At 68.7% G+C, this 17,567-nt stretch carries 13 protein-coding genes; 4 read left to right on the top strand and 9 right to left on the bottom strand.

The genetic code is table 11. The annotated features are described in order from the left end of the window. Window positions 1–3 precede the first annotated feature (3 nt). The 3 genes from CEK66_RS20790 to CEK66_RS00260 all read right to left on the bottom strand — a co-directional run bounded on the left by CEK66_RS20790 (window position 4) and on the right by CEK66_RS00260 (window position 4,765). Window positions 4–2,544, bottom strand: coding sequence for a methyl-accepting chemotaxis protein (locus CEK66_RS20790; RefSeq protein WP_152235555.1), 2,541 nt, complete (start codon window positions 2,542–2,544; stop codon window positions 4–6). A 496-nt stretch (window positions 2,545–3,040) separates the two neighbouring features. Next, window positions 3,041–3,598, bottom strand: coding sequence for a DUF3228 family protein (locus CEK66_RS00265; RefSeq protein WP_017912964.1), 558 nt, complete (start codon window positions 3,596–3,598; stop codon window positions 3,041–3,043). A 246-nt stretch (window positions 3,599–3,844) separates the two neighbouring features. Next, entirely contained in the window at window positions 3,845–4,765 is a 921-nt protein-coding gene (locus CEK66_RS00260) for a M14 family metallocarboxypeptidase (RefSeq protein ID WP_152235554.1), read from the bottom strand. 333 nt (window positions 4,766–5,098) lie between these two features. Between CEK66_RS00260 and CEK66_RS00255 the strand changes: the two genes are divergently transcribed. From CEK66_RS00255 to CEK66_RS00245, 3 genes are all read left to right on the top strand, one after another. Beyond that, on the top strand, window positions 5,099–6,469 hold the full coding sequence (locus CEK66_RS00255; protein WP_193312526.1) for an alpha-amylase family protein: 1,371 nt from the start codon (window positions 5,099–5,101) through the stop codon (window positions 6,467–6,469). 151 nt (window positions 6,470–6,620) lie between these two features. Next, complete coding sequence (gene metF, locus CEK66_RS00250) at window positions 6,621–7,463, top strand: methylenetetrahydrofolate reductase [NAD(P)H] (protein ID WP_017909642.1); 843 nt, start codon at window positions 6,621–6,623, stop codon at window positions 7,461–7,463. Window positions 7,464–7,622: 159 nt separating this feature from the next. Further along, entirely contained in the window at window positions 7,623–8,240 is a 618-nt protein-coding gene (locus CEK66_RS00245) for a DUF4124 domain-containing protein (RefSeq protein WP_152235552.1), read from the top strand. A 305-nt stretch (window positions 8,241–8,545) separates the two neighbouring features. Here the strand turns inward: CEK66_RS00245 and CEK66_RS00240 are convergent, their stop codons facing one another. From CEK66_RS00240 to CEK66_RS00225, 4 genes are all read right to left on the bottom strand, one after another. Beyond that, on the bottom strand, window positions 8,546–9,508 hold the full coding sequence (locus tag CEK66_RS00240; protein ID WP_152235551.1) for a Nudix family hydrolase: 963 nt from the start codon (window positions 9,506–9,508) through the stop codon (window positions 8,546–8,548). 261 nt (window positions 9,509–9,769) lie between these two features. Continuing rightward, window positions 9,770–10,144, bottom strand: a complete 375-nt coding sequence (locus CEK66_RS00235; protein WP_152235550.1) for a VOC family protein — start codon at window positions 10,142–10,144, stop codon at window positions 9,770–9,772. A 296-nt stretch (window positions 10,145–10,440) separates the two neighbouring features. Continuing rightward, entirely contained in the window at window positions 10,441–13,182 is a 2,742-nt protein-coding gene (secA, locus tag CEK66_RS00230) for a preprotein translocase subunit SecA (protein WP_017909647.1), read from the bottom strand. Window positions 13,183–13,345: 163 nt separating this feature from the next. Further along, window positions 13,346–14,293, bottom strand: a complete 948-nt coding sequence (locus CEK66_RS00225; RefSeq protein ID WP_152235549.1) for a M23 family metallopeptidase — start codon at window positions 14,291–14,293, stop codon at window positions 13,346–13,348. Window positions 14,294–14,303: 10 nt separating this feature from the next. Between CEK66_RS00225 and CEK66_RS00220 the strand changes: the two genes are divergently transcribed. Beyond that, on the top strand, window positions 14,304–14,780 hold the full coding sequence (locus CEK66_RS00220; protein ID WP_017909649.1) for a DUF721 domain-containing protein: 477 nt from the start codon (window positions 14,304–14,306) through the stop codon (window positions 14,778–14,780). 144 nt (window positions 14,781–14,924) lie between these two features. Here CEK66_RS00220 and lpxC read toward each other — a convergent pair whose 3' ends face one another. Both lpxC and ftsZ read right to left on the bottom strand, forming a co-directional pair. Further along, window positions 14,925–15,839, bottom strand: coding sequence for a UDP-3-O-acyl-N-acetylglucosamine deacetylase (lpxC, locus tag CEK66_RS00215; RefSeq protein WP_010340119.1), 915 nt, complete (start codon window positions 15,837–15,839; stop codon window positions 14,925–14,927). A 252-nt stretch (window positions 15,840–16,091) separates the two neighbouring features. Next, a complete protein-coding gene (gene ftsZ / locus CEK66_RS00210) occupies window positions 16,092–17,318 on the bottom strand; it encodes a cell division protein FtsZ (protein WP_017912957.1) in 1,227 nt (408 codons plus the stop codon). Window positions 17,319–17,567 lie beyond the last annotated feature (249 nt).

The following is a 17,567-nucleotide window of genomic DNA, read 5'->3' as shown; positions in this document are numbered from 1 at the left end:
CGCTCACGACACCAGCTCCAGCCGCGCCCGGCCCGCCGCGGCCAGGCCGCCCGACGAAGGTGCCGCGAGCTTGAACAGCGCCACCGCGCGCTGCAGTTCCTCGGCCTGATCCTCCATCGCCCGCGCCGCCGCCGTGGCCTCCTCGACCAGCGCGGCGTTCTGTTGGGTGGCTTCGTCCATCTGCACGATGGTCTTGCTCACCTGTTCGATACCGGCGCTCTGCTCCTGCGAGGCGGCGGCGATCTCGCTCATGATGTCGGTGACCCGGCGCACGCTGGCCACGACCTCGCGCATGGTGTCGCCAGCGCCGTTGACCAGCGCCGTGCCATCGTCGATCTTGCCGACCGAGGCGTCGATCAGGCCCTTGATCTCGTGCGCCGCGGTCGCCGAGCGCTGCGCCAGCGCGCGCACCTCGCTGGCCACCACCGCGAAACCGCGGCCCTGCTCGCCGGCGCGCGCCGCCTCCACCGCGGCGTTGAGCGCCAGGATGTTGGTCTGGAAGGCGATGCCGTCGATCACGCCGATGATCTCGGCCATCTTCTTCGATGCTTCGGCGATGCCGGACATGGTGTCCACCACCTGCTCGACCACCGCGCCGCCACGCGAGGCCACGCCCGCGGTGTCCTGCGCCAGGCGGTTGGCCTGGTGCGCATGCTCGGCGTTCTGCTTCACCGTCGAGGTCAGCTCCTCCATCGAGGCCGCGGTTTCTTCCAGATTGGCCGCCTGCTGCTCGGTGCGACGCGACAGGTCGTCGTTGCCGGCGGCGATCTCGCTGGCGGCGGAGTTGATCGCGGTGGTGGCCTGCTGGATGCGGCCGACGATGCCGGTCAGCTGTTCCACCGTGGCATTGGCATCGTCGCGCATCTGCGCGAATACGCCATGGAATTCGCCGTGCATGCGCGCGGTGAGGTCGCCCTGGGCCACGGCACGCAACAGCGCCGACAAGGCCGAGAGGTTGCCTTCGGTCAACTCCATCAGCCGGTTCAGCCCGACCACCATGCCGCGGAAGTCGTACTGGAAGCGCTCGGCGTCGCCGCGCCGGGAGAAATCGCCGGAAGCCGCGGCCTGCGCCAGTTCGGTGATGGCCTGGTTGATCGCCTGCATGCTGCGCTTGGTGGTGCGCATCGCCTCGGTGATCGCCGCCTTCTCGCCCGGCAGCGGTTCCATGTCCACCTGCATGTTGCCGATCGCGTACTGCGACATGACCTCGACCAGGCGCCGCTGCACGTCCACGTGCGCGGCCACCAGTGCATTGGTGCCATGGACCATGCGGCCGTACTCGCCGGGGAAGCGCTCGGCGTCCATCCGGTAGCTCATCTCGCCGGCGTCGTGGCGCTGCGCCATCTCCGCCTGCGCCTGCATTACCGCCTGCAACTGCGTCTGCATGCTGCCCATCGCATCCAGCAACTGGCCCAGCTCGTCGTCGCGGCGATGCCGGACCTGGCTGTCCAGGCGCCCGGCGGCGACCGCCGAAGACACGCGCACGGCCTCGGCCAGCGGGTCGAGCACCTGCCGGCGCAGCAGCAGGTACAGCGCGCCGCTCAGCAACAACGCCGAGAGCAGGCCGACCGCGGCGATGGTCCACAACAGCGCACGCGCCTTGGCCATGACCAGCGCGTACGGCACCGAGACGCCAAGCGCGAACGTCTGCGGCGCATCGCCGATCTTCAGCGGCACGAACACGTTCAACGCATCCTCGCCGTCGGCGCGGCGATGGTCGAACACCACCTGGCCCTTGGCCACGCGCGCCAGCATGTCCTTGGACCAGGCATCGCTGCGGGTCTTGCCGACCTGCTGCGGATCGCGGCTGGCCATCACCATGCCCAACGGCGACAGCAGGCTGGCATGGCCCTCGCCCATCGGCCGCAGCGCGGCGATGCGCTGCTGCAGGGTATCGAGGGTGAAGTCGACGGTGACCACGCCCAGGAAACGCCCGTTCTCCAGGATCGGCGTGGCCAGCGTGGTCATCAGCGTGTCCTTGCCGGCCACCGGGTAGTAGTAGGGCTCGATCACCACCGGCTTGTGCGTGTTGCGCGCCAGCAGGTACCAGTCGCCGTCGCCCGGCTTCTCGTAGTCGCGCAGCGCCTCGCGCACCAGCTTGCCGTTCTGCCGCGACCACAAAGTCATGTAGCGGCCGGTGGCGTCATGGCCCTCGGTGCCGACGAAGGCCTTGTCGTTGCCGTCGAACGCGTCCGGCTCCCACATGGTGCTGATGCCCAGCCACTGCGGATGCGCGTCGAGCTGGCTGCGCAGCACCGCGGTGGCGGTGGCGCGCGACAGACCGGCGGCGTGCTGCACGCGGAAGCTGTTGGCCAGCGCGTCGCTGGCGTCGAAGGCCACGCCGATTTCGCGCGACACCCGCTGCGCCTCCACTTGCGCCAGGTTCTCGATGCTGGTGCGCGAGGTCGACAGCAGCGCATCGCTGCTGCGCCAGTAGATGATCATGGCGGTCAGGCCGAAGCAGGCCAGCGCGAGCAGGCCGGTACCGAGCATCAGGCGTTTGGCGACGCTGCCGCGACGGCGCTGCGGCGACGGAGTGGACATGACGACTTCCTTGGCAAGGGGGGAGGGAATACGGTCGCGGGGAACGCCCCCACGCGGCAGCCCGCCACGGCGCGCGGCACGAGTGCGCCGTGTCCGCTGCCGATGACCTGCCCGAGGCGCCTTCCCCACCGGGCCACGATGCGCGGCCGGACATTGCGTCCCGGCGCCGCTGCATGGCGCCCCACCCTCTCGCTATCGTCCCGCCGTCCGCAAACTTGATAGTCGTTGCGCGTCATGCCGATGAACGGACAGGGCGTCGCGGCGAGAACGCGCGGCAGCGCGCAGTTCTGTTCAGCACTTATGCGCCAGTGCACACGCGCGTGCACGGATGCAGCACGGCGGGCCGGCGGCGGCAACATGCAGGGATGCGTGAAGACGGCTGCGCGAATGCGTGACCGCGTCCGGAGCGATCACGCCTGCGCGCGGTAACGTGCGCCGCATGCACCGCGATGCGTGCCCGGCGAGGTCACTGCGCGCGGACCGCGTCTGACCGCGCTTACGGCCGCCAGTTGGCGTTGTGCTCCCAGAACGCCACGCTGCGCCGATAGGCGTCGCGATCCAGCGGCACGCCCGAGCCGCCCTCCTCCACGCCCAGCGCATTGCGCAGCATGGTGATCGGCGCCATCGGGATCTCCTGCGGCTCGGCGGTATACAGGCAACCGACCACGCCCCAGTCCGCCTCGATCGGCGCGCCCTCGTGCGCGAGCTGTTCGCGGCTGTAGAGGATCGGCAGCAGGTACTCGGCCACCGGCGGCTCGACTCCTTCGAACCAGCGCACCAGGACCGGCAGTTCTTCACGGCTGCGCGCCTCGTAGCCCGAACGCAGCAGGCGCCGGTTGGCGTCGGTGATCGGCACGGTCAGGCAGCGCGTCGAGGTCCAGTTGCGGTGCACGTGCAACTTGCAGAACGGTGCGTAGCCGTCCAGCACCTGCAGCGGCGTGTGCGCGTTGAGGTGCTGCTCGAACTGCTCGGGCGTGCAGTCCTGGATCGCATTGCGGCGGCCATCGCGCGGGAACAGACGCGTGCGGGCAAACGGCGTGAGGACGATGGACATGGGGTGCATGGCAAACGAGGGCCCACAAGCGTAGCGCGCGGCAGGGTCGGTGCCCACCGCTGCCGCCGTCGCAGCCGGTGGCGCAAGGCCATGCGGAACAGCGCTCAGCGGAACTTGCGATACCTCGACTGGGTGCACTGTGGGAGGGACTTCAGTCCCGACGCCGTGCAACGTTGGGTACCCAGCGGGCGTCGCTCGTCGCGGCTGCGTGACAGGTGTCCTGCAAATCGTGCATCCACCCGGCGACTACGGATGCGCCAACGCGTAGTCGATCGCCGAGCGTACCGCCGCCACCTGCGCGGCGTTGCACTGCTGCGGCGTGGCGCTGGCGCTGTCCGGATACACCTCGGTAGTCGTGGTGTAGCGCGCGTCGGTGATGCCTGCACACAGACCCAGCCGCTTCACCGGGTAGTTGATGACCCCCGGCGCCGCCAGCGGCGTGCCGATGAGTTCGCCGGCGGCGTCGGCCGGCGCGATATGGGTGACCTGCGCGACTGCGGCCAGCACCGCCTGCTGGAACGCGGGCTGCGGGTTCTCGCTGTCGCCGACCAGGTAGAAACCGTCGGGAATGCCGCCCGGCGCGTAGGCGATGCCATCGCGCGCGGCCAGCGCCGGCCGGAATTCTGACTCGTCGCTGTCGGTGGTCTCGTGCAGATCGATGTGCATGCACACCCGATCGCGCAGCGGCGCGACCAGGCGCAGCAGCGCGGCAGATTCCTGCGCCGGGCTGTCGGCGCGGAACGAACGGTTGGGATCCAGCGCATCGGCGTTCCAGCGATGGATGCGCTCGTACGCCCACGGGCTCACGCACGGCGCCACCAGCAGGTTGGCGCGGCCGGTGTAGTCCTCGGCATGCTGCTGGGCGAACTGCAGCGCGCCGTGCACGCCGCTGGTCTCGTAACCATGCACGCCGCCGGTAACCAGCATGCACGGCAAGGCGTCGTCCCAGTTGCGGCTGCGCAAGGCCAGCAGCGGATAGCGCTCCTGCGCGTACGCCAGTTCCCCGTACGCGACCACCTCCCATTGCCCGCGCAGGCCTTCGATGACAGCGACCACCTCGTCCTGGTAGCTGCGCCGGCGCGGCTGACCCGCCAGCCAGGTCGCCTTCTCGGCCGCGCCCCAAGGCACGCCGGGGGTTCCGATCGGATAGAAGGCTGCGCTGGTCATGGTGCGGCTCCGCGTCGACAGGTGAGGGCGGCGACTGTAGCAAAGCGCATGGGCCGCGATGCGGCATGTGCCATGAATGCAGCGCGCACGGCGCTCCCGAGCGGAAGCGGATGCCGATCCCGCTTTCGTACGCTGTCGCCATGAATACGTATGTAGCGCCCGCATGTTGCGCCGCGATGCGCGCTTAGCATCCTCCGGCCGCACGCCAGCCCCGCGGCGAGGTCATGTCCCTGTCCTGCAGGCGTCCTGCCTGCGCCCACGCACCGAGGAGATCGAACGATGCGCGTCCCATCCGCTGCAAATCGTCTGCTGCGCCTGCACCGCTGGCGCAGCCTGCTGGTCGGCCTGCTGCTGCTCCTGGCCACCGCCAGCGCCCAGGCCGACGTCATCCTGCATGCCTTCAACTGGCCCTACGCCACCGTGGAAGCGCGTGCCGCGCAGATCGCCGCCGCCGGCTACCGCAAAGTACTGGTGGCGCCGGCCTACCGCTCGCAGGGCGACGCCTGGTGGGCGCGCTACCAGCCGCAGGACATGCGTCTGATCGACAACCCGCTCGGCGACACCGACGCCTTCGCCAGCATGGTGCAGGCGCTGAAGGCGGTGGGCGTGGAAACCTATGCCGACGTGGTGCTCAACCACATGGCCAACGAAGCGGCCACGCGCTCGGACCTGAACTACCCGGGCAGCGCGGTGCTCGGCCAGTACGCCGCCAACCCGCAGCGCTATGCGTCGCTGCGGTTGTTCGGCGACCTCTCGCAGAATTTCCTCAGCGCCAACGATTTCGGCCCGGCGCAGTGCATCACCAACTACAACGATCCCTACCAGGTGCGCACCTACCGCATCTGCGGCGGCGGCAACGATCCCGGCCTGCCGGATCTGGTCGGCAACGACTGGGTGGTGCAGCAGCAGCGCAACTACCTGCTGGCGTTGAAGGCGCTGGGCGTCACCGGTTTCCGCATCGATGCGGCCAAGCACATGACCTTCGACCATTTGAACAAGGTGCTCGATGCGCAGGTCCGCTCCGGCGTGCTGGTGTTCGGCGAGGTGATCACCGGTGGCGGCAGCGGCAACTCCGACTACGACCAGTTCCTGGCACCGTACCTGCAGGCCACCCCGCACGCGGCCTACGACTTCCCGCTGTTCAACTCGGTGCGCAACGCCTTCGCCTACGGCGGCAGCATGGACCTGCTGGTGGATCCGGGCGCCTACGGCCAGGCGCTGCCCGGTGCGCGCGCGGTGACTTTCGCCATCACCCACGACATCCCCAACAACGCCGGCTTCCGCTACGCGATCATGGACCCGGTCGACGAGACCCTGGCTTACGCCTACCTGCTCGGCCGCGACGGAGGCGTGCCGATGGTGTACTCGGACAACAACGAGAGCGGCGACAACCGCTGGATCAACGCCTACCAGCGCGACGACCTCAAGCGCATGGTCGGCTTCCACAACGCCGCGCAGGGCCGCGACATGCAGGTGCTGGCGCACGGCGCCTGCTACCTGCTGTTCCGCCGCGGCGACCTGGGCATCGTCGGCATCAACAAGTGCGGCAATACCGTCACCGCCGCGGTACCGATGAACGGCAGCGTATTGCGTTGGAACGTCGACTACACCGATGCGCTGGGTTCCGGCAGCGTGGTGCGTATTTCCAGCGGCAGCTACACCTTCAGCCTGCCGCCGCGGCAGGCGCGGATGTGGAAGCGCTGAGCCTGAGAGCGGACGCGGCGCGCCCACCGGCGCGCCGCGCGGGGAGCGCGTCGCCGCCCCCGGGCGACGCGGCGATCGCGCGGCCGCGACCTCTTGCACATCCATCCGGATGAAGAGATATACTCGCCACACCGCCCGCTGCGTTGCGCCCATGACCGCCATCAGCTTCGAGTTCTATCCGCCCAAGACCGACGAACAGCGCGCGCAGCTCGACCGCACCGCCGCGCGGCTCAAGGCCTACGCCCCGGAGTACGTCTCCTGCACCTTCGGCGCCGGCGGCTCAACCCTGAGCTACACCTCCGAGACCGTGCGCCACCTCAAGCAACACCACCGTTTCGAGGCCGCGCCGCATCTGTCCTGCGTGGGCGGCAGCCGCGAGGAGATCCGCGAGTTGCTCAAGCTGTACCGCGCCATCGGCTGCCGCCGCCTGGTCGCGCTGCGTGGCGACCTGCCGTCGGGCATGGGCCACCCGGGCGACCTGCGCTATGCCGCCGACCTGATCGCCTTCATCCGCGCCGAGCACGGCGACGCCTTCCATCTGGAAGTGGGCGCGTATCCGGAGACGCATCCGCAGGCCCACGACGCGCTCAGCGACCTGCGCCACTTCAAGGCCAAGGTCGATGCCGGCGCCGATGCCGCCATCACCCAGTACTTCTACAACGCCGACGCCTACTTCCACTTCGTCGACGCTGTGCGCAAGCTCGGCGTGCAGATCCCGATCGTGCCCGGCATCATGCCGATCTCCAACTTCAGCCAGCTGCGGCGTTTCTCCGAGCAGTGCGGCGCGGAAATCCCGCGCTGGATCGGCAAGCGCATGCAGGCCTACGGCGACGATGCCGAGGCCATCCGCGAGTTCGGCGCCGACGTGGTCGCCACCTTGTGCCAACGCCTGGTCGACGGCGGCGCGCCCGGGCTGCATTTCTATACGCTCAACCTGGCCAAGCCCACCACCAACGTCCTGGCACGTCTGCGCGGCGACGTCGCCGCCGGCTGAGTGTCGCGGCCGCTGTCGCTCGGGATTCGGGATTCGGGATTCGGGAATGGCAACAGCAGCGCGAAGCCTCGCTTTGGCGAATCCCCAATCCCGAATCCCCAATCCCCGCTCGTAAGGCATTCGCTCCGCGGTCACGCCGGCTGCGGCTACCCTGCGGCGATGCGCCTGCTCCCGCCGATGCTGCTGCTCTTGTGCCTGTGGGGCCTCGCCACGCCCGCCACCGCGCAACGGGTGAACCGTTGCACCGGGCCCGACGGCACCACCGTGTTCAGCGATCGGCGCTGCGAGGACGTCGGCGCGATCGATCGCCTGCCGCCACCGGCGGCGCCCGGCAATGTCGGCAGCGCCGCTCGCGGCCTGGCGCCGCCGCAGTGCGTGCGCCGGCTCAGCGTGTTGGCGCAGCAGATCCGCACCGCGGTCGAGACCCGCGACGTCAACCGGCTATCGGCACTGTACTGGTGGAACGGCGTCTCCGACGACGGCGCGCAACGCATCTTCGACCGTCTGGAGGCGATCGTGCGCCGCCCCCTGGTGGCGATCGTGCCGGTGTTGCCGGACACCGGCGGGACGACCGCTCCCGCAGCCGGCACGTCGTCGACAGCCGCGTCCGCGACAACGGCCACGTCGGCCGCGGGGGATGCCGACGGTGGCGAGGCACCATCGCGCCCGCATCCGACCGGCCTGCGCCTGCAGCAGACCCTCGCCGGCAGCATCACCCCCGCCTCCACCGTGCTGGACCTGCGCCGGCAGTACGACTGCTTCTGGATCAGTTTCTGAGGAGCCGGGATTGGGGATTGGGGATTGGGGATTGGGGAATCGCAACAGCGGCATCCCGTACGCACCACCCTACTCTCGCGCAGGAGCGGCTTCAGCAGCGACGCGGTGGAGCCGGGATTGGGAATTGGGGATTCTGGAACCGCAACAGCGGTTCCCCCGTACGCGGCTCCCCCCGCCCAGGAGCGGCGCCAGCCTCGTCGGACACTGTGGGAGGGACTTCAGTCCCGACGCATTGCGCCATCGGAAACCACGTCACGTCGCGCGTCGCGGCCGCACGATAGTTGGTCCCTACGGAATCGTCGCGCTCACGCCACATCGGCCGCCAGCGGCCACAGCCCGCGGATCGCGGCGATGCCCTGGCCGCCATGGCGGCGCGCCTCGGCGACTTGCGTCGATGCCAGGCCGCCGATCGGATAGATCGGCAGGGCGACCTGCTCGCGCAGGCGCTCGAACGCCTCCCAGCCCAGCGGCGCGGCGCCTGGGTGGCTGGCGGTGGGGGCCAGCGGCCCGACCACCGCGAAATCGCAGCCGATGCGCTGCGCCGCCTGCAATTCTTCAACGGTATGACAGGACGCCGCCACGGCCTGCCCGGCCGGCAACGGGCGCGCCTGCCACTGCGGCAACTGCTCCGCGCCCAGGTGCACGCCGACACCCAGTTCCTGTGCCAGCGCCACGTCGCGGTTGAGCAGCACCTGCGCGCCACGCGTCGCGCACAGCGTCGCCGCGGTCCGCGCCAGCGGCGCCCACTGCTCGGCCGGCAGGCTGCGCGCACGTAACTGCACGCGGCGCACGCCGGCGTCCAGCGCGCGCTCCAGCGCCGCCAACCAGGGACCCGGCTCAGCCGGCTCCGGCGTCACCAGATAGCAGGCGGGCTGGCGCAGCATCGCCACCACCGGCTGGTCGGCCGGGGGCATCGCATAGCGGCCCAGCTTGTCGGCACTCACCCAGGTCAGCGCCTGGCCCTCGCGGCCGCGCGGCGTGCCCTTCCAGGCCGAGACCTGGCGCACTTCCAGGCGCAGGCGCTTGTCCGGGTAGCGCTGCGGCACTTCCATCAACCAGTCGCCGACCACCGCCTCGATGCCCAGTTCCTCCTGCAGTTCGCGCACCAGCGCCTGCTCCGAGGTCTCGCCGGGCTCGCGCTTGCCGCCGGGGAATTCCCACAGGCCGGCCAGGTCGCGCCCCTCGGTACGGCGGGTCAGCAGGATACGGCCGCGCGCATCGGTGATGACGCCGGCGACGACATGAATGGATCTGAGCGGTTCGGACATGGCGCAAGCTTGCCGTTTCCGGCAGCGCCAGCGCAATCAACCAGGGTCACATTGGCGCCGATCGGCTGTGGAGGGCAGCGACGCCCACGCAGCCAGGCAGTCCCAGGCGATGGCCTTTTGGGCGGCGCGCCACTGATGGCAGGCGCTACCGCACCAACGCCAGAGCGTCATCGGAAATGGCCGTGAGTGGGCGCTGGTCCGCCTGCAACGCTGCCCGGCGCGCGTGGCGGTGATTGCCGCACTTCCACCACCGCCGCCCGCTCAGGCGCCCAGGCTGTGGCCGATCCGCCACAGCACGCCACCGGGGTCGTGCAGGGTGAAGTCGCGCATGCCCCAGGGACGGTCCCCGGGCTCGCCCAGGCGCGCGCCGTAACGGCCCGCCAGGTCGGCTGCATGCAGCCGCCGCCACCAGACATCGGCGTCCTCCACCCACAGATGCAGCACGAGGTTGTGCGCCAGGCCCGCGTGGTAGAAATCCTGCAGCAGGAACGCGCAACGGTCGCCATGGCGGAAGCAGATCAGGCCGTCGCCGAGCGGCTCGGGCGCGAAGCCTACGTCGGCATAGAACCGCGCCGACAGCGCGAGATCCTGCGCCGGCACGAAGACCTTCAGTTCCAGACTGGGCGAAGGCTCCACGGCAGGCCTACAGAGGCAATGGCGACATCGGCCAGCCTACGCGCCGCACGCACGGTACGCCACGTCGGCAAGCGCATCGCTCCAAGCCCTTCCCAAAAACAGAATGCCCCGCGCAAGGCGGGGCTATTCGCAAACGTGTGATCGATCCGACACCTGCATCCGTCGCTCACTCCTTCGCCGAAGGGAGTGCACGAGCCGGCGTGGGGGTGTCATGGCTGGCGCCCCGGCACCCACAGCGTGCGACGCCGAATGCGGAGCCGCCGCGCGATTGCGCAGCGCTCCGCGCAACGTCAGGCTCAGCTCAGTTGGCCGTGGCAGTGCTTGTACTTCTTGCCGCTGCCGCAGGGGCATGGATCGTTGCGGCCGACCTTCGGCGCTTCGCGGGTCACCTGCGCCACGGTCGGCGCACCCGCCTCGCCGCGCTGCACCTGCTCGGCTTCCTCGTCGGCGCCGTAACCGCCGGCGTCCTGGTGCTGGAACTGGGCCTGGCGCAACTGCGCCTCCACCTGCTGACGCTCCTGCGCTTCGAGCGCGGCCACTTCCTCCTCGCTGCGGATGCGCACCCGCGCCAGCAGGGTCACCACTTCGCGCTTGGCGTGCTCCAGCATCTCCGAGAACAGCTCGAAGGCTTCCTTCTTGTATTCCTGCTTGGGCTGCTTCTGCGCGTAGCCGCGCAGGTGGATGCCCTGGCGCAGGTAGTCCATGCGCGCCAGATGCTCCTTCCAGCTCTGGTCGAGCACGGTGAGCATCACGTGCTTCTCCAGCGCGCGCATGGTCTCGCCGCCGATCGCCGATTCCTTCTCGCGGAAATGGCGGTCCACTTCCTCGCGCACCTTCTCGACGATACCGTCCGCGTCCAGTTCCTCGTGGCGCTTGACCAGGTCGGTGATCGACAGCGACAGGCCGAGTTCGCTGGCCAGCGTGGCTTCCAGGCCCGGCAGGTCCCACTGGTCGTCCACCGAGTTCGGCGGCACGAAGCGCGAGACGATGTCGTAGATCACGTCGTCGCGGATGCCGTCGACGTTCTCCTTGACCGACTCGGCGTCCAGCAGTTCGTCGCGCTGGGCGTAGATCACCTTGCGCTGGTCGTTGTTGACGTCGTCGAAGTCGAGCAGGTTCTTGCGGATGTCGAAGTTGTGCGCCTCGACCTTGCGCTGCGCCTTCTCGATCTGCCGGCTGACCAGCTTGTCCTCGATGACGTCGTCTTCCTTCATGCCCATCATGCGCATCGCCTTCTGCACCCAGTCGGAGGCGAAGATGCGCATCAGGTTGTCTTCCAGCGACAGGTAGAACCGCGAGGAACCCGGGTCGCCCTGGCGGCCGGAACGGCCGCGCAGCTGGTTGTCGATACGCCGCGACTCGTGGCGCTCGGTGCCGATGATGTGCAGGCCGCCGGCGGCCTTGACCGCGTCGTGGCGCTCCTGCCAGGCCGCCTTCAGGCGCGCGCGCGTCGCGTCGTCAAGCTCCTCGCCCAGCGCGTGCAGTTCGGCTTCCAGCGAGCCGCCGAGCACGATGTCGGTACCGCGGCCGGCCATGTTGGTGGCGATGGTCACCGCGCCCGGCTGGCCGGCGTTGGCGACGATCTGCGCTTCGCGCTCGTGCTGCTTGGCGTTGAGCACTTCGTGCTTCACGCCGGCCTTGCGAAGGTGCTCGGACAGCATCTCCGAGGTCTCGATCGAGGTGGTACCGACCAGCACCGGCTGGCCGCGCTTGGCGCAGTCCTCGATATCGGCCAGCACCGCGTTGAACTTGCCCTGGCGGTTGAGGAACACCTGGTCCGGCCAGTCCTTGCGGATGGTCGGGCGGTTGGTCGGGATCACCACCACTTCCAGGCCGTAGATGCTCTGGAACTCGTAGGCTTCGGTATCGGCCGTACCGGTCATGCCGGACAGCTTCTTGTACATGCGGAACAGGTTCTGGAAGGTGATGCTGGCCAGCGTCTGGTTCTCGCGCTGCACCGGCACGCCTTCCTTCGCTTCCACCGCCTGGTGCAGGCCGTCGGACCAACGGCGGCCCGGCAGGGTGCGCCCGGTGAACTCGTCGACGATCACCACCTCGCCGTCGCGCACGATGTAGTCGACGTCGCGCTGGTAGATCGCGTGCGCACGCAGCGCCGCATTGAGGTGGTGGACCACGCTCAGGTTCTGCGCGCCGTACAGGCGGTCTTCCTCGTCGGTGAGGATGCCGGCGGCGCGCAGCAGTTCTTCGGCGTGCTCCATGCCCGCTTCGGACAGGTGCACCTGCTTGCCCTTCTCGTCGACCCAGAAGTCGCCCTCGCCCTCTTCCGACTCCTGCTTGACCAGCTGCGGCACGATGCGGTTGACGCGGATGTACAGCTCCGGCGACTCGTCGGCCGGACCGGAGATGATCAGCGGGGTGCGCGCTTCGTCGATCAGGATCGAGTCGACCTCGTCGACGATGGCGTAGTTGAGGCCGCGCTGGAAGCGGTCGGCCTTGGACAGCGCCATGTTGTCGCGCAGGTAGTCGAAGCCGAATTCGTTGTTGGTGCCGTAGGTGATGTCGGCGGCGTAGGCGGCGTGCTTGTCGCTGTGCGGCATGCCCGGGTACACCACGCCCACGCTCAGGCCCAGCCAGTTGTACAGCTTGCCCATCTGCGCGGCGTCGCGGCGCGCCAGGTAGTCGTTGACGGTGACCACGTGCACGCCCTTGTCCTCCAGCGCGTTGAGGTACACCGGCAGCGTCGCGACCAGGGTCTTGCCCTCGCCGGTGCGCATTTCCGCGATCTTGCCCAGGTGCAGGACCATGCCGCCGATCAACTGCACGTCGTAGTGGCGCATGCCCAGCACGCGTCGGCTGGCCTCGCGGCACACCGCGAACGCTTCCGGCAGCACCTTGTCCAGGGTCTCGCCGCCGGCGATGCGCCCACGCAGTTCCGGGGTCTTGGCCTGCAGCTGCTCGTCGGAGAGCTGCTCCATCTCCGGCTCCAGCGCATTGATCTTGGCGACGATACGGTGGAGCTGGCGCAGTTGGCGCTCGTTGCGGCTACCGAAAACGCGAGTAAGCAGACTGTTGATCATTGAAGGAACCGGTTGGAAAGGAACGCCTCGACGGCCCGATCCCCAGGGAATCGACGGGCCGCAAACGAAACAGGGCGCGAGGCGCCCTGTCGATGGCAAAGCACATTGTAGCTTGGGGCGGCGCCCGGCGATTCAAGCGCCGGCACGCCAGCCCCCGCGCGGCTCAGCCACGGCCGCGGCGGCCCACCGGAATGGCGCCATCGCCGAGGAACTTGGCCGGGTTCACCACCACCCCGTCCTTCCAGACCTCGAAATGCACGTGGGCACCGGTGGAACGGCCGGTGGAGCCGGCCTTGGCCACTTCCTGGCCGACCCGCACCAGGTCGCCGACCTTCACCGACAGCCGCGAATTGTGCGCGTAGCGGGTGACATAGCCGTTGCCGTGGTCGACCTCGACCACGTTGCCGTAGCCGCCGCGCACGCCAGAGTAGCTGACCACGCCGTCGGCCACCGCCAGCACCGGGTCGCCGACGTTGGCGTGGAAGTCGATGCCCTTGTGGTTGCCGGTGCCGCGGCCGAACGGATCGGCGCGGCCGCCGAAGGCCGAGGTGATGTAGCTGTTGCGGATCGGCATCCGCGAAGGCACCGCGTTCTGGTCCAGTTGGTGGTCGAACAGCAGCGATTCGAGCACCGACAGCTGCTGGCCGGAGGTGGCGAACTGCTGCTGCAGCCCGTCCAGTTCCTTGCCGAGCTGCTGCGCGGGCATGTCGTGGCTGGGTTCGTCGTCGCCGCCACCGACGCCGACCGGCTGGTCGAAATCGAACTCGCCGTCCTGCAGCTTGCCCATGCGGGTCAGGCGATCGCCGAGCGCGTTGAGCCGGGTCGCCTGCGCCTGCAGTTCGCCCAGCCGCGCCGCCAGGGCGTTGACCTGGGTCTGCGCGTCGCGGCGCACCTGCGCCAGTTCCTGGTCCTGCCGCTCGAGCTTGGCGCGCATCTGCGCCGAACCACCCCATCCGGCTGCGGCGCTGACGCCGATGCCGAGTACCATGCCGAGGCCGAGCACCGCACCGAGCGCGGCGAGGGGGCGACGATCGGCGAATTCGCGCAATCGCCACGGCAACGTCTTGCCCCCCTTTTCACTGGAACGGATTACGATCTTCTTGAACGTCATATGAGTTTTCATGTCTAAGCGAAAGTCCGGCGAAGGCCATACCGCCACGCCGCAGCCGGCGCTGGACGCCGCACTGGCGGACAAGGCGGGCGACCCGTTGCGCCGCGCCCTGTGGCTCGACGCGCTGGACCGGCAGTTACGCCCCCATTTGCCGCCGAACCTGGCGCCCCGTTGCCGGTTGGCCAATGTGAACGGCGAACAGCTCGTTTTTCTCGTTGAGTCTCCGGTCTGGCACGCCCGGGTCAGGCTGGCCGAGGCCGACATCCTTGCTGCGGCCCGTTCCCTCGGGCTGAAAGCCACCAAAGTGACCGTCAAGACTGCGACTGCGCCCGCGCATTCCCCAATGCAGCAGGCAAGAAGCACGCCGGCTCCGGTTTCTGCGGCCACGCACAAGGGGTTGCGCGAGGCCCTGGCTTCCCTGCAGGACGTCGTCTCCGCGACGCCCGATGCGACCACGGGCTCCGACCGTGGCCGTCGACGTACGTAGACACGCACGCCGCGACCGACGCATCCTAGCGGGCGTCGGGCGCGAGGTCGTTACCGATTCGTTAAATCGGCGTTAAGGGGAGAAGAAGGAACGGCCGATTGCCGATTCCGTGATACCCACCCGGCCGTCACCGGGTTGAACGGTTCAGGCGTAAGCCGCCGCCCCGTAAGCCACCGGCGCCTGCTGCGCGGCGGATTCGAAGCTGACCCACTCCCACGCCGCCTGTTCGGCGAGCAAGGCGCGGACCAGCTTGTTGTTCAGTGCGTGACCGGACTTGTAGCCCTCGTACGCACCGAGGATGGCACCGCCGGCGAGGTACAGATCGCCGATCGCATCGAGGATCTTGTGGCGCACGAACTCGTCGGCGTAGCGCAGGCCGTCGTCGTTGAGCACGCGGAACTCGTCGAGCACGATGGCGTTGTCCATCGAACCGCCGAGGCCGAGGTTGCGCTCGCGCATGTACTCCAGGTCGCGCATGAAGCCGAAGGTGCGCGCGCGGGAGATTTCCTTGATGTAGGCCATCGTCGAGAACTCGATCTCCTGGCGCGACTGCTTGGCCGGGATCATCGGGTGGTCGAACTGGATGGTGAAGCCGAGCTTGTAGCCGCCGTCGTAGGGCACGAAACGGGCGATCTTGTCGCCGTCGCGCACTTCCACTTCGCGCTTGATGCGGATGAAGCGCTTGGCCTTGTCCTGCTCGACGATGCCCGCCGACTGCAGCAGGAACACGAACGGACCGGCCGAGCCGTCCATGATCGGCAGTTCGGCCGAGGACAGTTCGACGATGGCGTTGTCCACGCCGAGGCCGGCCATCGCCGACATCAGGTGCTCCACCGTCTGGATCTTGGCCTGGCCGCGGCTCAGGCCGGTGCACAGCGTGGTCTCGGTGACCAGCTCGGCATCGGCAGGCACGTCCACCGCCGGATCCAGGTCCACGCGTCGGAACACGATGCCGTGGTCGGCCGGTGCGGGGCGCAGGGTCATGTAGACCTTGTCGCCGCTGTGCAGGCCCACGCCGGTGGCGCGGATCGTGTTCTTGAGGGTGCGTTGCTGGGTCATGGCAGACAGTCTGGGAACGTCTGTTCGCACGGGAACTGAACAGACAACGAGAATATCACGCGTTTAGCTAAATTTTAACAAAGCGGTCACAGCATCCCATCGGTGCAACGCTGGCCCGTGCCGGCGTCGCGGTCGCAAAAACCTGCCGGGTCGCGGGGACCCGGCAGCAAGGGACACGGCGCGCCGGCCAGGGAGGCGCTCCTGGACGGCGGTGTTGCGGGCCGGCGCGAACGCCGGCCGATGATGCAGACCTCAGTCGGCCTGACGGCGCAGGAACGCCGGGATGTCCAGGTAGTCGCTCGGCAGGTCGGCCGCAGCCGGCGCCGGGGCGGACGCCGCGGTGCTCATCGACTCGCCGCTCGGACGACGCAGGCCCAGGCCCATCGCACCGCCGACCGCCTTGGACACGGCGTCGCCGCCGTGCTCGAAGTCGCCGAACTCCGGCTGGCCGGTGGTGGCGTTGCGCACCAGCTTGATCGGCGCACGCTGCTCCGGACGCTGCGACTGGCGCGACACCGCGCGGTTCAGGCCGGTGGCGACCACGGTCACGCGCACTTCGTCCTGCATGTCCGGATCCAACACGGTGCCGACCACCACGGTGGCGTCCTCGGAGGAGAAGCCTTCGATGGTGCGGCCGATCTCGTCGAACTCGGCCATGGTGAAGTCCGGGCCGGCGGTGATGTTGACCAGGATGCCGTTGGCGCCGGCCAGGTTGACGTCGTCCAGCAGCGGGTTCTGGATCGCCGCCTCGGCGGCGGCCTGCGCGCGGTCGTCGCCGCGGGCCGAGCCGGTGCCCATCATCGCCAGGCCCATTTCCGACATCACGGTGCGCACGTCGGCGAAGTCGACGTTGATCAGGCCCGGACGCACGATCAGGTCGGCGATGCCCTGCACCGCGCCCTGCAGCACGTCGTTGGCGGCGCGGAACGCCTGAATCATGGTGGCGTTGCGGCCGAGCACGGTGATCAGTTTTTCATTCGGAATGGTGATCAGCGAGTCGCAGTGCTGGCTCAGTTCCTCGATGCCCTTCAGCGCCACCTGCATGCGGCGGCGGCCCTCGAACGGGAACGGCTTGGTGACCACGGCCACGGTCAGGATGCCCATTTCCTTGGCCAGTTGCGCCACCACCGGCGCGGCGCCGGTGCCGGTGCCGCCGCCCATGCCGGCGGTGATGAACACCATGTCCGCGCCCTGCAGCGCGTCCATGATGCGCTCGCGGTCTTCCAGCGCGGCCTGGCGGCCGACTTCCGGATTCGCGCCCGCGCCCAGGCCCTTGGTGACGTTGGTGCCGAGCTGCAGCTGCAGCTTGGCGCCGCAGTTCTTGATCGCCTGCGAGTCGGTGTTGGCGGTGATGAACTCCACGCCGTCCACGCTGCTGCTGACCATGTGCGCGACCGCGTTGCCGCCGCCGCCGCCCACGCCGACCACCTTGATCACTGCATTGGGTGCCATCTTTTCAATCAGTTCGAAATGCGCCATGTCCGTTTCCTCTTTGAGCCGTGAATGGGGAATCGGGAATGGGGAATCGGATCGCTCCGTTCGCTGTCCCGACACCCGCATTTCGGCGAGTGTTGTTGTTTGGAAGCTGGGAATGGGGAATCGGGAGTGGGGAATCGCAACAGCGCGTCTCCAGCCCGGGACCTTTTCCTCAGCGGAATTGCAAAAAAACCACGCCTATCTACCTTCTCTCACCGCTCTCCACCGATCTCACCGCAGCACTGCCTTTGC

The sequence above is a fragment of the Xanthomonas sp. LMG 12460 genome (assembly GCF_009192895.1).
Classification (GTDB): domain Bacteria; phylum Pseudomonadota; class Gammaproteobacteria; order Xanthomonadales; family Xanthomonadaceae; genus Xanthomonas_A; species Xanthomonas_A sontii.
Note: the sequence above shows the minus strand (reverse complement) of the source record. Positions and strands in the feature narration are given on the sequence as shown.

Bases quoted from the DNA above. Each gene is read 5' to 3' on its own strand.
- secA (WP_017909647.1), bottom strand. From the start codon at position 13,182: ATGATCAACAGTCTGCTTACTCGCGTTTTCGGTAGCCGCAACGAGCGC.
- CEK66_RS00225 (WP_152235549.1), bottom strand. From the start codon at position 14,293: ATGACGTTCAAGAAGATCGTAATCCGTTCCAGTGAAAAGGGGGGCAAG.
- metF (WP_017909642.1), top strand. From the start codon at position 6,621: ATGACCGCCATCAGCTTCGAGTTCTATCCGCCCAAGACCGACGAACAG.
- CEK66_RS20790 (WP_152235555.1), bottom strand. From the start codon at position 2,544: ATGTCCACTCCGTCGCCGCAGCGCCGTCGCGGCAGCGTCGCCAAACGC.
- lpxC (WP_010340119.1), bottom strand. From the start codon at position 15,839: ATGACCCAGCAACGCACCCTCAAGAACACGATCCGCGCCACCGGCGTG.
- CEK66_RS00260 (WP_152235554.1), bottom strand. From the start codon at position 4,765: ATGACCAGCGCAGCCTTCTATCCGATCGGAACCCCCGGCGTGCCTTGG.
- CEK66_RS00245 (WP_152235552.1), top strand. From the start codon at position 7,623: ATGCGCCTGCTCCCGCCGATGCTGCTGCTCTTGTGCCTGTGGGGCCTC.
- CEK66_RS00240 (WP_152235551.1), bottom strand. From the start codon at position 9,508: ATGTCCGAACCGCTCAGATCCATTCATGTCGTCGCCGGCGTCATCACC.
- ftsZ (WP_017912957.1), bottom strand. From the start codon at position 17,318: ATGGCGCATTTCGAACTGATTGAAAAGATGGCACCCAATGCAGTGATC.
- CEK66_RS00220 (WP_017909649.1), top strand. From the start codon at position 14,304: ATGTCTAAGCGAAAGTCCGGCGAAGGCCATACCGCCACGCCGCAGCCG.
- CEK66_RS00265 (WP_017912964.1), bottom strand. From the start codon at position 3,598: ATGTCCATCGTCCTCACGCCGTTTGCCCGCACGCGTCTGTTCCCGCGC.